The organism is Maritimibacter fusiformis, assembly GCF_008086115.1.
Taxonomy (GTDB): Bacteria; Pseudomonadota; Alphaproteobacteria; order Rhodobacterales; family Rhodobacteraceae; genus Muriiphilus; species Muriiphilus fusiformis.
Genome location: NZ_VSIY01000003.1, coordinates 480,208 through 493,067 on the forward strand (window position 1 = coordinate 480,208; position 12,860 = coordinate 493,067).

Sequence of the window (12,860 nt, forward strand, 5' to 3'; positions counted from 1 at the left end):
GTGGCCTCAGCCCTCGCGCGCCGGCATCAGGGCCTTGATCACCTCGGGCACCACCACCAGCGGCAGCGCCAACAGCCCGATCAGCCCCCACTGGTCCCAGCCTAGCGGCACGGTGCGCAACAGCACCTGCATCGGCGGCCAGTAGACCGCCGCCAGTTGCGCCCCCACCATCGCCAAGAGCGCCAGGATCAACAGCCGGTTCGAGAACCAGCCGATCCGCCAGTTGGTGTGGTGAAACGCCCGGAACGCGAACACCGAGACCTTCTCGAACAGCACCATCGCGGTAAAGGCCGCGGTGCGCGCCAGGTCCTCGCCCATCGGCAGAAAGGTATAGAAGATCCACAGGCTCGCGCCGCCGGTATAGGTGCCGAAGGCCAGGATCATGCCCAGCCCGGCGCGGCCCAGAACGCTCTCGCGCTTGGCGCGGGGCGGGCGCTTCATGGTGCCGGGCGTCGCCTTCTCCAGCCCCAGCGCCACCGCCGTCACCCCGTCGGTGATCAGGTTCATCCACAGGATCTGGGTGGCCAGAAAGATCAGCGGCCCGCCGATCAGGATGTTGACCATCAGCGCCACCACCTCGCCCGCGTTGGAACTCAGCAGGTAGCGGACGAATTTTCGCACGTTGTCGAACTGCCGCCGCCCCTCGCGGATGGCGCGCACGATGGTCGAGAAATTGTCGTCCAGCAGCACCAGATCCGAAGCGTCCCGCGCCACGTCGGTGCCGCGCTGGCCCATCGCCACGCCGATATCGGCCTGCCTCAGTGCCGGGGCGTCGTTGACCCCGTCGCCGGTCATCGCCACGATCTGCCCCTGGCCCTGCAACATCCGCACGATGCGCATCTTGTGGACCGGCTCGGTGCGCGCGAACAGCACGTTGCCGCGCAGCGCCGCGTCGAGGGCGTCGTCCGCCATCTCCTCGACATCGCGCCCGGTCAGGACCGTGTCGACCTCGAGTCCGACCATCCCCGCCACCGCGCGCGCGGTCTCGGCCCCGTCGCCGGTGATCATGATCACCCGGATACCGGCGCCTTTGGCGGCGGCGATCGCGCCCTTCACCTCGGGGCGCGGCGGGTCCATCAGCCCGACAAAGCCCAGGAAGGTCAGGTCGTCCTCGTCGCGCGGCGCGGTCGCGTCGGGTTGCACACGCCGGGCCAGCGCGATCACCCGCGCACCCTCGGCCGCCACCGCCTCATAGGCGGCGACGATCCGGGCGCGGCTGTCCGGGTCCATCTCGCGGTCCTCGCCCGCCTCGCGGTAGCGGGTCGAACGCTCGACGATCCGCTCCGGCGCGCCCTTGACGTGCAGCACCCAGTCCTCGCCCGCGCGGTCCCCCGCCGTGACCACCGACATGCGCTTTCGCTCCGAGGAAAACGGCAGTTCCGCGACCACCGGGTCGCCCTCGGGCAGCGGGCACCAGCCCTTGTAGGCCAGCGTCATCAGCGCCGCCTCGGTCGGGCTGCCGACGGTGACCCAGTCGTCGCCCTCGCGGGTCAGCTTGGCCCGGTTGCACAAGAGCGCCGCCGACAGCAGGTCGCACAGGTCGCGGTCGTCCCCGGCGCGCACCCGCGCGCCGTCCGCCGTCTCGATATGCCCCGCCGGGTCATAGCCGCCGCCGGTCACGGTATAATCCGCCCCCGCCGTCCAGATCCGGGTCGCGGTCATCTTGTCCTCGGTCAGCGTCCCGGTCTTGTCGGTGCAGATCACGCTGGCCGCGCCCAGGGTCTCGACCGCCTGCAGCCGCCGGGCCAGTGCCTGCTGGCGCACCATCGCCCCCGCCCCCAGCGCCAGCGTGATCGTGACCACCGCGGGCAGCCCCTCGGGCACGATCGAGACCGCCAGCGACAGCGCCATCATGAACAACTGGTGCAGCCCGAGCCCGGTATAGAGCCCCGCCGCCACCACCAGCGCCGCCAGCCCCAGCGCCGCCAGCGTCAACTGCCGCGCCAGGCGTTCAAGCACCTGTTGCAGATGCGTGGTCTTTTCGCCCACTTCGGTGGTCAGCGTCGCGATCTCGCCGAACCGGGTGTCCCGCCCGGTCGCGGTGACCTCGCCCTCGGCATGGCCCGCCACCACCGAGGTGCCCATGTAGAGCCGCGCCTCGGGGTCGTCGGGGGCTTTCGACACCGGCAGGCTCTCGCCGGTCAGCGCGCTTTCATCGACCCGAAGCTGCACCGCGCCGGTCAGCCGCACATCCGCCGGCACCTTGTCGCCCGCCGACATCAGAACCACGTCGCCCGGCACGATCTCGCGGGTGTCGAGCACCGTCTCGGCCCCGTCGCGGATCACCCGCGCATGGGCGGCCAGCATCGAGCGCAGCGCATCGATCGCGGTCTCCGCCCGCCATTCCTGCACGAAACCCAGCACACCGTTCAGAAGCACAACGAGGCCGATAGCAACGGCATCGATCACCTCGCCCAGCGCCAGCGCGATGCCGGCGGCGACGATCAGGATGACCACCAGAAGCCCGGTGAACTGGCGCGCGAGAATGGCCAGCGGCGAGACCTTCCTGGCCTCGCCCAATTCATTGGGGCCGTGCTTTTTCAGACGCGCGGCGGCCTCGGCCGTACTCAACCCGATCTTTTGTGCGTCCGGCATCGCGCCCCCTCGTTTCGTCGTCACAGATAGACAACCGCGCGGCGGCGCGAAAGGCGGGTGCGCTCAGTGGCCGCGGAGAATCGCCGCCGGATCGCGCCCCGCCGCCCGCCAGGCCGGGCCCAGCGTTCCGATCAGCCCGATGCCGATGCCCAGCGCCAGCGCGCGCAGGATCGTCGCGGTCTCGACCACCGGCACCACGAACCCGGCCACCGCCGGGGCCGAAGTGATGCCCCAGGCCGCCGCGATCCCGACCCCCACGCCCAGGACCGAGCCGATCAGCGTCAGCACCATCCCCTCGACAATGAGGCACAGGATGATCCGGCGGCGCGGCCAGCCGACCGCGCCCATGATGGCGATCTCGCCCCGGCGCTCGTTCACCGCCATCGCCATGGTGTTGAGCACCGCCAGCGCCGCCGAGACGATGGCCACGGACGAGACCGACCAGGCCAGCACCCGGGCGATGCGCAGGTTCATGAACTCGTCGATCAGGGTCTCGGTCGGGTCCACCGCCAGCGCCGGGAACCGCGCACGCAGATCGGCCATCACCGCCTCGCGCCCGGCCCCGTCCAGGCCCGGGTCGAACTGCGCCACCAGCGCGGTCGCCTGCCCCTTGCGGTAGGTCTGGGCCTGCACATCGGACAGACGCGCGATGGCCCCGTTGCCGACGATCACGCTCTTGGCCTCGAATATCCCGGTGATGCGAAAGGGGGCGGCGAAGATCGACACCGACTCGCCGATCTTCAGCCCATGTCGGTCGGCCAGCGCCCGCCCGACGCCGATGCCCCCGGCCACCCCTCCGCCGGCATCGCCCGGCTCCGGCGCGCGCCCGGCGATGAAATCGACCGACGCCCAGCCGAACGCCCCCGGCGCCCAGCCCAGCACGTAGATTGTCGGGCCATCGTTCATCGAGGTCAGCCGGCCAAGCTCTGCCGAGGCCGCCGCGACGCCCGGCGTGGTGGCGATCTCGGCCGCCAGGTCGTCGGGCACCACCGACGACAGGATGTCCTCGGCCCCGGCCTCCGACAGCACCAGGTCGGCGCCGCGCGAGGTGAAGCCATCGACCATCGTGCCCTCGATCCCCACAACCAGCCCGACCAGCGCGACATAGGCGGCAATCGCCAGCACCACGCCGCCCACCGACAACCCCGACCGCCACGGCCGGTGCATCAGGTTGCGCAGCGCCATGCCGACCAGCGTCATGGCCCGCCCTCGATCCGGCCATCCACCAGCCGCACCTGCCGGGTGCAGGCTGCCGCGACCTCGGGGTCATGGGTGACGATCACCATGGTGACGCCCGCGCGCGCCGACAATTCCGAAAGCAGCCTGACGATCTGGCGGGAGTTGTCGCGGTCAAGCTCGCCGGTCGGCTCATCGGCCAGCAGGATCGAGGGGTCGTTGGCCAGCGCGCGGGCAATCGCCACGCGCTGACGCTCGCCCCCCGACAGGCCCGCCGGGGCGCGCGCGCCCATGCCCGCCAGCCCGACCTCGGCCAGCAGCGCCTCGGCCCGGATCAGCCGGTCGCGCGCCCGCCTGCGCCCGCCGACCATCGGCATCGCCACGTTCTGCGCCGCGCTCAGCGTCGGCAGCAGCCAGTCCTCCTGAAACACCAGCCCGATCGGCCCGGCGCGCAGCCGCGTCCAGTCGGCCCGGCCTTCGGGGCGCCGCCCCGCGATCTCGACCCGTCCCGCCTCCAGCCCGATCAGCCCGGCCAGCGCATACATCGCCGTCGACTTGCCCGAGCCCGACGGGCCGGTGATCGCCAGCATCTCGCCGGTCTCGACCATCAGCGACAGCCCGTCCAGCGCGGCCCGGTGCATCGAAGGGTAGCGCTTGACCAGCCCCTCGGCGCGGATCGCGATATCGCCCGTCACCCGCGTCCCCCCGCCGACAGATGCGCCATCAGCCCGGCCATGTCGCCTGCGGCCAGGTGCGGGCGGAACTCGCGCGCCTGTTCGGCGGTCACCAGCACGCCCGACACCGCCGCGTTGATCACCCGGTAGCTCCCGGCCACCGGCGTCAGATACCATTCCACGCTGCGCCGCTCGCCGTCTTCGGCTGTCACGCGCGTGCCCACCAGCACCAGCCGCGCGCCGCGCACCCGGCTTCCGAGGATCTCGGTGGTCCCCGCACCGCCCGCCAGGGTTTCGGCCACGAAACCGTCGGCCATGAACCCGGCGTAGGCCGCGACATAGCCCGCATCGGCGCCGTCGCGGTAGTCCTCGGGCAGCACCGCCAGCGCCATCGCGCGCATGTCGAAGGCTGTCTCGAAGATGTCCATCACCGCCGCCCGCCCGGCCCCCGGATCGTCCTGCGACAGCGCCCCGGCGCGGGCAAGCTCATCGGACAGCGCGCGCACGAAACCTTCCGCCGCCGCATCGCCGGCACGGGCGGGCGCGGCCAGCACCAGGGCCACGGTGACGAGGCAGAGAAATAACCGGCGCATATGCCCTTTCCGAAGCCCGTTTCGGACTGGCCCGAGCCTATTGCGCACCGGTCGGTTTGGAAAGGCCGCCGCGCCGCCGCATTCCCCTGCGTCACCTTGACCAAGGTCAAGGCGCGCGCGCGGCGCACTTGTTTCTTGGCCCCGGGAGGACGATCATCGGACCACGCGCGAAAGCCAGGGTCGAAGGAGCACGAGACATGGACGCAAGCCCGCTTGCCAAGATGATGAACCCCGAGAACGTGGCCGTGTTCGGGGCCTCGGACAGTTCGAAAAGCGTCGGCGCGCTGGTCTTCGCCAACCTCGTCTCGGACGGGTTCGAGGGCAAGATCTTCCCGATCAACCCCAAGCACAAGACCGTCGGCGGGCTGAAATGCCATGCCAAGGTCACCGATGTCGGCGAAGAGATCGACCTCGCCATCATCGCCACCCCGGCGCGCACCGTGCCCGGCATCATCCGCGATTGCGGCGAGGCCGGGATCAGGAATGCCATCGTGATCTCGGCCGGTTTCGGCGAGGGCGGCGGCGGCGGCAAGAAGCTCGAGGGCGAGCTGATCGCGGCGGCCAAACGCGCCGGCATCCGCTTCATGGGGCCGAACTGCGTCGGGCTGGTGCGGCCCTGGCACGGCATGAACGCCACCTTCCTGCGCGCCGGCACCCCCAAGGGGCGGCTGGCCCTGATCAGCCAGTCGGGCGCGCTGAACGCGGCGATCTCGGACTGGGCCGGGCCGCACGACCTGGGCTTCTCGGCGCTGGTGTCGCTGGGCAATGCCACCGATATCGGCTTTGGCGACGTGTTGCAGTTCCTTGCCACCGACCCCCATACCGACGCCATCCTGCTTTATGTCGAAGGCGTCAAGCAGGCGCAGAAATTCATCTCGGCGCTCAAGATGGCAACTCGGCTCAAGCCGGTGATCGTGCTGAAATCCGGCCGTCACGTGACCTCGGCCAAGGCCGCCAGCACCCATACCGGTGCGCTCATCGGCTCGGACGCGGTGTTCGACGCGGCGCTGGAGCGCGCCGGTGCGGTGCGCGCCCAGACCTTCGGCCAGCTTTTTGCCGCCGCCGAGATCCTGTCATCATCGAAACGCTCGAACGGCAACCGGCTGGCGATCGTCACCAATGGCGGCGGCGCGGGCGTGCTGGCCGCCGACCGGGCCGCCGACCTCGGCGTCGACCTGGCCCAGCTTTCACCCGAGACCATCAAGAAACTCAACAAGGTGCTGCCGGCGCATTGGAGCCACGCCAACCCCGTCGACGTGCTGGGTGACGCGGGCGCCAAGGAATACGGCACCGCCATCACCGCCTGCCTCGAGGATCGCAATGTCGACGGGCTTCTGGTGCTGCTCACGCCGCAGGCGATGACCGATGCCACCGCCGTCGCCCAGGCCCTGATCGACGCCAGCCCCAAGCGCAAGCCAAAGCCGATCCTCGCCTGCTGGATGGGCTCGACCTCGGTCACCGAGGCGCGCAAGCTGTTGTCGTCCAACGGCATCGCCGATTTCGTCACCCCGGAACGCGCGGTCGAAGCGTTTTCCTACCTCGCCCAGCACGCCCGCAACCGCCGCCTGGCGCTGGAGACGCCGGGGCCGATGTCCGAAGAGCACGGCCCCAACCTGGAAGGCGCGCGGATGATCCTGGCCAGCGTGCTGGCGGACGATCGCGAGATGCTGTCGGATATCGAATCGAAAGCCCTGCTGCGGGCCTTCCGCATCCCGATCAACATGACGATCGAGGCCGACACCGCCGCCAAGGCGCTGGTCGCCGCCGAGACCGTCGGCTTTCCGGTGGCGATGAAGATCAACTCGCCCGACATCAGCCACAAGTCCGACGTGGGCGGCGTGCGCATCTCGATTTCCGACGCCGCCGAGGTCAAGCGCACCTTCCACGAGATCACCGAGGGCGTTAAGGCGCTGCGCCCCAACGCCCGCATCAAGGGCGTCACGGTCGAGGCGATGGCCCGGGTCGAGGATGCCCGCGAACTGGTGATCGGGGCCAGCCGCGACGAGGTGTTCGGCCCCACCATCCTGTTCGGCGCCGGCGGCACCATGGTCGAGATCCTGAAAGACAGCGCCGTGGCGCTGCCGCCGCTCAACTCCGTGCTGGCCGACCGGCTGATCAACCGCACCAAGGTGGCGAAGGTGCTCGACGCCTTCCGCGACCGCCCCGCCGTCGACCGCGACAAGGTGATCGACGTGCTGCTGCGGGTGTCCGACCTGGTCTGCGAACTGGCCGAGGTGGTGGAACTGGACATCAACCCGCTGTTCGCCGGGCCGGACGGGGTGCTGGCGGTGGATGCGCGCATCCGCGTCGCCCGCCCGCCCTCGAGCGACGGGCGCTACGACCACGTCGCCATCCACCCCTATCCGCGCCACCTGATCATCCGCGATCACCTGACCGATGGCCGCCCGCTGACCATCCGCCCGATCCGCCCGGAGGACGCCGAAAGCGAAAAGGCCTTCGTGCGCGACCTGTCGGACGAGGCTAAGATGTTCCGCTTCATGGGCGCGCTCAACGAACTCAGCCCCGAGATGCTGGTGCAGTTCACCCAGATCGACTACCGCCGCGAAATGGCACTGGTGGCGATGATCGAGGAGGACGGCAAGCAGGTGCAGATCGGCGTGGCGCGCTATGTCATCAACCCCGATGGCACAAGCTGCGAATTCGCCATCGTGGTCTCCGACAAGGTGCAGCGCCAGGGCATCGGCACCCGGTTGATGAAGGCGCTTTTCGGCGCCGCCCGCGACCACGGCATGACGGTGATGGTGGGCAGCGTGCTGAAGAACAACGCCTCGATGCTGCAACTGATGTCCGATCTGGGCTTTACCCAGCGGATGGACCCTGACGACCCGGAACTGGTGGTCGTCGAACGCTGGCTCTGAGGCCGGCAGGAAAGGATAGCGGATGCTGGGGATGATTTCGCACTACGAGTGCCTCGACCACGTGACCGGCGATCTGCACCCCGACACCCCGGCGCGGCTCGAGGCGATCAACAACCAGCTGATCGCCTCGGGCATGGATTACGTCCTGCGCCATTTCGATGCGCCGCTGGTCAGCCGCGAGGAACTGGGCCGGGTGCATGACGCGGCCTATCTCGACCGCGTCTATGCGATGGCGCCCGGTCCCGGCGGCGCCCCGGTCGAGATCGACGGCGACACGGTGATGAGCCCGGGCACCCTGCGCGCCGCCGAACGCGCCGCCGGGGCCGGTGTCATGGCCGTCGACCTGGTGATGCAGGGCGACGTGAAACCGGTATTCTGCGCCATCCGCCCGCCCGGCCATCACGCGGTGCGCGGCCAGGCGATGGGCTTTTGCCTGTTCAACAACATCGCCGTCGCCGCCGCCCACGCGATGGAGGCGCACGGGCTCGAGCGGGTGGCGATCGTGGATTTCGACGTGCACCACGGCAACGGCACCGAGGACATTTTCAAGGGCGACAGGCGGGTGCTGTTCTGCTCGTCCTTCCAGCACCCGTTCTACCCCTTTACCGGGCATGAGAAAGAGACCGAGAACCTGGTCGACGTGCCGCTGCCCGCCGGCGCCGGGTCCGAGGAGTTCCGCGCCGCGATCGCCGACCACTGGTTGCCGCATCTGAACAGTTTCGCGCCGCAGATGCTGTTCATCTCGGCCGGTTTCGACGCCCATGTCGCCGACGACATGTCGTCGATCTCGCTGGTCGATGGCGACTATGCCTGGCTGACCGAACAGCTCGTCGCCGTGGCCGCGCGCCATTGCGACGGGCGGATCGTCTCGATGCTCGAGGGCGGCTATGAGCCGGCCACGCTGGCGCGCTCGGTGGTGGCGCATCTGAAGGTGTTGTTGGGCTAGAAGGGGGCGGGCCGGCGCGCGCTCACACCGCCTCGACGCCGCACCACTCCGCCACGAACAGCGCCGTCGCCTTGGTCACCCGGCGCATGCTCTCGAGTTCCACGCGTTCGTTGAACCCGTGGATCGCCTCGGCGCGCGGGCCATAGACCAGCGCGGGAATACCGGCATAGAGCCCGAAGAACCGCGCATCCGTGGTCGCGGTGATCGCCACCCGTTCGAGCGGGCCGCCGGTCACCGCCCGGTGCGCCCCCTCAAGCGCCGACACCGCCGCCCGCGCCGCCTCGCTTTCGTCCTCGGCCACCGCATAGCCCTCGGCCCGGAACCCGTGGCAGATCACCTCCGGCAGGCTCTCGCGCAGAAAGGCGTTGTCCTGCGCCGCATCATGCAGCACCGCCTCGATCTCGGCCCGGGCCGCCGCGATGTCCTGCCCCGGATAGATGCCCATGCGCACGTCGAACACGCACCAGGACGGCACCGAACTGGCCCAGTCGCCGCCCTCGATCCGCCCGATATTGAGGTTCAGCGGATGCGCCACCCCGGCAAAACCCGGATGCCGCGCCTCGTCGGCATTCCACCTGTCCTCCAACGCGTGCAGCGCCGCGATCAGCGGCACCGCCGCCTCGATCGCATTGGCCCCGGTCCCGGCATAGGCGACATGGGTGGGCCGCCCGCGCAGACGCACCTGCAACCACAACACCCCGACCTGCGCCGAGACCAGCGCCTCGGCGAAGGGCTCGGGGATCAGGGCCGCCTCGGCGCGGTAGCCGCGCTGAAGACAGGCCAGCGCGCCGTTGCCGGTGCACTCCTCCTCGACCACCGATTGCACGAAGACATCCGCCGCCGGCGCCAGCCCGGCGCCGCGCAGCGCATCCAGCGCAAAGAGGTTGCCCGCCAGTCCCGCCTTCATGTCGCCCGCGCCCCGGCCATACATCCAGCCGCCTTCGACGCGCGGCGCATAGGGCGGGCTGTCCCACATGTCGTGCGGCCCCTCGGGCACCACGTCGATATGCCCGTTCAGGATCAGCGAACGCCCGCGCGGATTGCGCACGCGGTGCGCCCCGACCACGTTGACCGCATCGTCATAGTCGCCGATCACCGGCGAAAACCCCGGCATGTCGCGGATATCCGCCACGTCGATGCGCCAGCGGTCGACCTCGTAGCCGCGCGCCGCCAGCGCCTCGGCCATCATCGCCTGCGCGCCCTGCTCATGGCCCCGTGTCGAAGGATGGCGCGTCAACTCGGCCAGGAACTCCACCTGCTCGTCGAACCGCGCATCGACCTCGGCAAGGATACGCTCGCGTATGGTCTGATCCATCGCCACCCCTCAGAACCTCGGAATCTCGCCCTTGGGCCGGGCCAGCGGCGCGTCGGTGGCGGCGGCAACATCGGCAAAGCTCACCCCCTCGGCCAGTTCGCGCAGCACGAAGCCCGCGCGCGTCACGTCGATCACCGCCATGTCGGTGAACACCCGGTCGACACAGCGCCGCGCGGTCACCGGCAGGGTGCAGGCCCGGCGCAGCTTGGGCACGCCGTCGCGGTCGACATGGGTGGTCAGCACCACCACCCGGCGCGCCTTCTGCGCCAGTTCGATGCCGCCGCCGGCACCGGGCGAAAACCTTCCGGGGATCTTCCAGTTGGCCAGGTCGCCGGTCTCGGCCACCTCGAACGCGCCCAGCATCGTCAGGTCGAGCCGCCCCGAGCGCACCAGCGCAAAGCTCACCGCGCTGTCGAAGAACGCCGACCCCGGCACGGTCGAGACATAGGCCCCGCCCGCGTCGATCAGGTTGCGGTCGGCATGCTCCGGGGCCAGCGTGGGGCCGATGCCCGACAACCCGTTCTCGGTATGTAGGCAGACCGGGAAATCCGCCGCCAAGTGGTCGACCACCTTGGTCGGCAGGCCGATCCCGAGGTTCACCACCATCCCCGGTGCGATCTCGCGCGCCGCGCGCGCGGTCATCCGTTTCCTAGCGTCGGACAATCTCGTATTCCTCGCTGATCCCCGCCATCGCCACCACGTGATCGACGAACGGCCCCGGCGTGTGCACCGCGTCAGGTTCAAGCCCGCCCAGCGGCAGGACCGTCTCGGCCTCGGCGATCACGCGCCCGGCGGCCATCGCCATCAGCGGGTTGAAATTGCGCGCGGTGGCGTCATAGCCGAGGTTGCCGAACACATCCGCCCGCGCGGCATGGATCAGGGCCACGTCGGCGGTCAGCGCGGTTTCGACCATGCCCGCCGCGCCTTTCACCTCGATGCGCATCTTGCCATTCGCAAGCTCGGTCTCCATCGCGATATCGGTGACGATCCCGGCCAGCCCGGCGCCACCGGCGCGCACGCGCTCCGCCAGTATCCCCTGGGCGCAGAACTCCACCTCGATCTCGCCCGCGTTCATCATCGCCACCGCGCGCGGGTTCAGCCCGATATGCGTGGTGATCAGCCGCGCCACCTGCCCGTTCGCCAACAGGTGATCGACACCCATGCCCTTTTCGTTGGCGTCGTTCTTGATGATGGTCAGCCCCGTCTGCCCCTGCCGCACAAGCTCGCGGATCAATGAGAACGGCGTGCCCGGCACGCCGAATCCGCCCAGCATCACGGTCGCCCCGTCCGTGATATGCGCCACCGCCTCGGACATCGTGCTGGTCTTGTCGGGCAGCCTCATGCGGTGCCCTCGCGCGGCAAACCGGCCTCGTCCGCGAAGGCGTCGAGGGCGGCCGTCAGCAGGTCCATGATCTCGTCCACCTGCGCCTCGGTCACGATCAAGGGCGGGCAGATCAGGAAATGATCGCCCTCGATGCCGCCGCGGGTGCGGCGCGAATAGATGATCAGCCCCATGTCATAGGCGATATCGACCAGCCGGCTGTGCGCGTTCAGGCCCTTGGGCAGCGGCTCCATGCTGTCGCGGTCGCTGACCATCTCGAACGCCAGCAAGAGCCCCTTGCCGCGCACGTCGCCGATGAAGGGATAACGCTCCATCAGCCCGATCAGCCGCGCCTTCAGCACCTCGCCCATAGCGCCTGCATTGGCCACCAGCCCGGCGCGTTCGACCTCGTCCAGCACCGCCAGCCCGGCGGCGCAGGCCAAGGGGTTTCCGGCATAGGTAAAGCCGTGCAGGAACCCGCCCGCGTCCAGCACCGCGTCGACGATGTCGTGCCGCGCCACCATCGCCCCCAGCGGCGCGTAACCGGCGGCAAACCCCTTGGACAGCGCCACGATATCGGGGGCGATGCCCCAGTGTTCGGCGGCAAGGAACTTGCCGGTGCGCCCGGCGCCCGTCATCACCTCGTCGTGGATCAGCAGGATGCCATATTCGTCGCAAATCTCGCGGATGCGCCCGTAATAGCTGTCAGGTGCGACCAGCGCGCCGGTCGAGGCACCCCCGACCGGCTCCATGATGAAGGCCAGCACGGTCTCGGGCCCCTGCGCTTCGATCTCGGCGCGCAGAAGCTCGGCATATTTTAGCCCGCGCTCATCGTCCGTCAGGTTGTCGCGGTCGAGATAGCAGGTCGGCGCCGCGATCTTGGGCATGTCGCGCATCATCGGATCGAACGGCCGCGCCAGCGGGTCGTATCCGGTCAGCGCCAGCGCCCCCAGCGTGCAGCCGTGATACGAGGGAAAGCGCGAAATCACCTTCCAGCGCGACGCCTCGCCTTGCGTGATCGCGTATTGCCGCGCCAGCTTGATCGCGCTTTCCACCGCCTCCGACCCGCCCGAAACGAAGAACACCCGGTCCAGCCCCGCAGGCATCAGGGCGGCGGTGCGCGCCGCCAGATCCTCGGACGCCTCGGTTCGGAAATGCAGCCGGTAGCCGAAGGTGGCGCGGTCCATCTGCGCCTTCATCGCGGCGAGGACGCGGGGGTTGGAGTGCCCGATATTGGACACCATCGCGCCGGACGAGCCGTCGATATACCGTTTGCCCGACTGGTCGAAGAGATAGATCCCCTCGCCCCGGTCCAGGAACGGGCGCGGCTGGCGCGACTGGTAGAAAAGGTTCGACATGGC

At 69.6% G+C, this 12,860-nt stretch carries 10 protein-coding genes; 2 read left to right on the plus strand and 8 right to left on the minus strand.

The genetic code is table 11. The features are described from left to right. Nucleotides 1–6: 6 nt before the first annotated feature. The 4 genes from FVF75_RS02995 to FVF75_RS03010 form a co-directional block, all read right to left on the minus strand. The gene (locus tag FVF75_RS02995) at nt 7–2,595 is read right to left on the minus strand and encodes a cation-translocating P-type ATPase (RefSeq protein WP_148376253.1); all 2,589 of its coding nucleotides are present in this window, start codon (nt 2,593–2,595) and stop codon (nt 7–9) included. Between the two features lie 63 nt (nt 2,596–2,658). Continuing rightward, nucleotides 2,659–3,795: an ABC transporter permease gene (locus tag FVF75_RS03000; RefSeq protein ID WP_148376254.1), complete on the minus strand. Its 1,137-nt coding sequence runs from the start codon at nt 3,793–3,795 to the stop codon at nt 2,659–2,661. Next, nucleotides 3,792–4,466 (minus strand): ABC transporter ATP-binding protein, encoded by a 675-nt coding sequence (locus FVF75_RS03005; protein WP_246137978.1) that lies wholly within the window; start codon nt 4,464–4,466, stop codon nt 3,792–3,794. Before FVF75_RS03005 ends, FVF75_RS03000 begins: the two co-directional genes overlap by 4 nt. Continuing rightward, entirely contained in the window at nt 4,463–5,038 is a 576-nt protein-coding gene (locus FVF75_RS03010) for an ABC transporter substrate-binding protein (RefSeq protein ID WP_148376255.1), read from the minus strand. The genes FVF75_RS03005 and FVF75_RS03010 overlap by 4 nt, the downstream gene beginning before the upstream one ends. A gap of 197 nt (nt 5,039–5,235) precedes the next feature. On the opposite strand from FVF75_RS03010, the gene FVF75_RS03015 reads away from it, so the two are divergent. Together FVF75_RS03015 and FVF75_RS03020 are read left to right on the plus strand one after the other, a co-directional pair. Further along, nucleotides 5,236–7,917, plus strand: a complete 2,682-nt coding sequence (locus FVF75_RS03015) for a bifunctional acetate--CoA ligase family protein/GNAT family N-acetyltransferase (protein WP_148376256.1) — start codon at nt 5,236–5,238, stop codon at nt 7,915–7,917. Between the two features lie 22 nt (nt 7,918–7,939). Then, on the plus strand, nt 7,940–8,863 hold the full coding sequence (locus FVF75_RS03020; protein WP_148376257.1) for a histone deacetylase family protein: 924 nt from the start codon (nt 7,940–7,942) through the stop codon (nt 8,861–8,863). 22 nt (nt 8,864–8,885) lie between these two features. Here the strand turns inward: FVF75_RS03020 and FVF75_RS03025 are convergent, their stop codons facing one another. From FVF75_RS03025 to FVF75_RS03040, 4 genes are read right to left on the minus strand one after another with little or no spacing between them, the layout of a single operon-like run. Continuing rightward, the gene (locus tag FVF75_RS03025; RefSeq protein WP_148376258.1) at nt 8,886–10,178 is read right to left on the minus strand and encodes an ArgE/DapE family deacylase; all 1,293 of its coding nucleotides are present in this window, start codon (nt 10,176–10,178) and stop codon (nt 8,886–8,888) included. Nucleotides 10,179–10,187: 9 nt separating this feature from the next. Next, the gene (locus FVF75_RS03030) at nt 10,188–10,820 is read right to left on the minus strand and encodes a 3-oxoacid CoA-transferase subunit B (RefSeq protein WP_148376259.1); all 633 of its coding nucleotides are present in this window, start codon (nt 10,818–10,820) and stop codon (nt 10,188–10,190) included. Between the two features lie 7 nt (nt 10,821–10,827). Further along, nucleotides 10,828–11,520, minus strand: coding sequence for a CoA transferase subunit A (locus tag FVF75_RS03035; RefSeq protein WP_148376260.1), 693 nt, complete (start codon nt 11,518–11,520; stop codon nt 10,828–10,830). Then, nucleotides 11,517–12,857 carry an aminotransferase family protein gene (locus tag FVF75_RS03040; protein ID WP_148376261.1) on the minus strand — a complete coding sequence of 447 codons (1,341 nt, stop codon included), beginning with the start codon at nt 12,855–12,857 and terminating at the stop codon, nt 11,517–11,519. The genes FVF75_RS03035 and FVF75_RS03040 overlap by 4 nt, the downstream gene beginning before the upstream one ends. Nucleotides 12,858–12,860: the final 3 nt, after the last annotated feature.

Bases quoted from the DNA above. Each gene is read 5' to 3' on its own strand.
- FVF75_RS02995 (WP_148376253.1), bottom strand. From the start codon at position 2,595: ATGCCGGACGCACAAAAGATCGGGTTGAGTACGGCCGAGGCCGCCGCG.
- FVF75_RS03040 (WP_148376261.1), bottom strand. From the start codon at position 12,857: ATGTCGAACCTTTTCTACCAGTCGCGCCAGCCGCGCCCGTTCCTGGAC.
- FVF75_RS03025 (WP_148376258.1), bottom strand. From the start codon at position 10,178: ATGGATCAGACCATACGCGAGCGTATCCTTGCCGAGGTCGATGCGCGG.
- FVF75_RS03030 (WP_148376259.1), bottom strand. From the start codon at position 10,820: ATGACCGCGCGCGCGGCGCGCGAGATCGCACCGGGGATGGTGGTGAAC.
- FVF75_RS03000 (WP_148376254.1), bottom strand. From the start codon at position 3,795: ATGACGCTGGTCGGCATGGCGCTGCGCAACCTGATGCACCGGCCGTGG.
- FVF75_RS03015 (WP_148376256.1), top strand. From the start codon at position 5,236: ATGGACGCAAGCCCGCTTGCCAAGATGATGAACCCCGAGAACGTGGCC.
- FVF75_RS03010 (WP_148376255.1), bottom strand. From the start codon at position 5,038: ATGCGCCGGTTATTTCTCTGCCTCGTCACCGTGGCCCTGGTGCTGGCC.
- FVF75_RS03035 (WP_148376260.1), bottom strand. From the start codon at position 11,520: ATGAGGCTGCCCGACAAGACCAGCACGATGTCCGAGGCGGTGGCGCAT.
- FVF75_RS03020 (WP_148376257.1), top strand. From the start codon at position 7,940: ATGCTGGGGATGATTTCGCACTACGAGTGCCTCGACCACGTGACCGGC.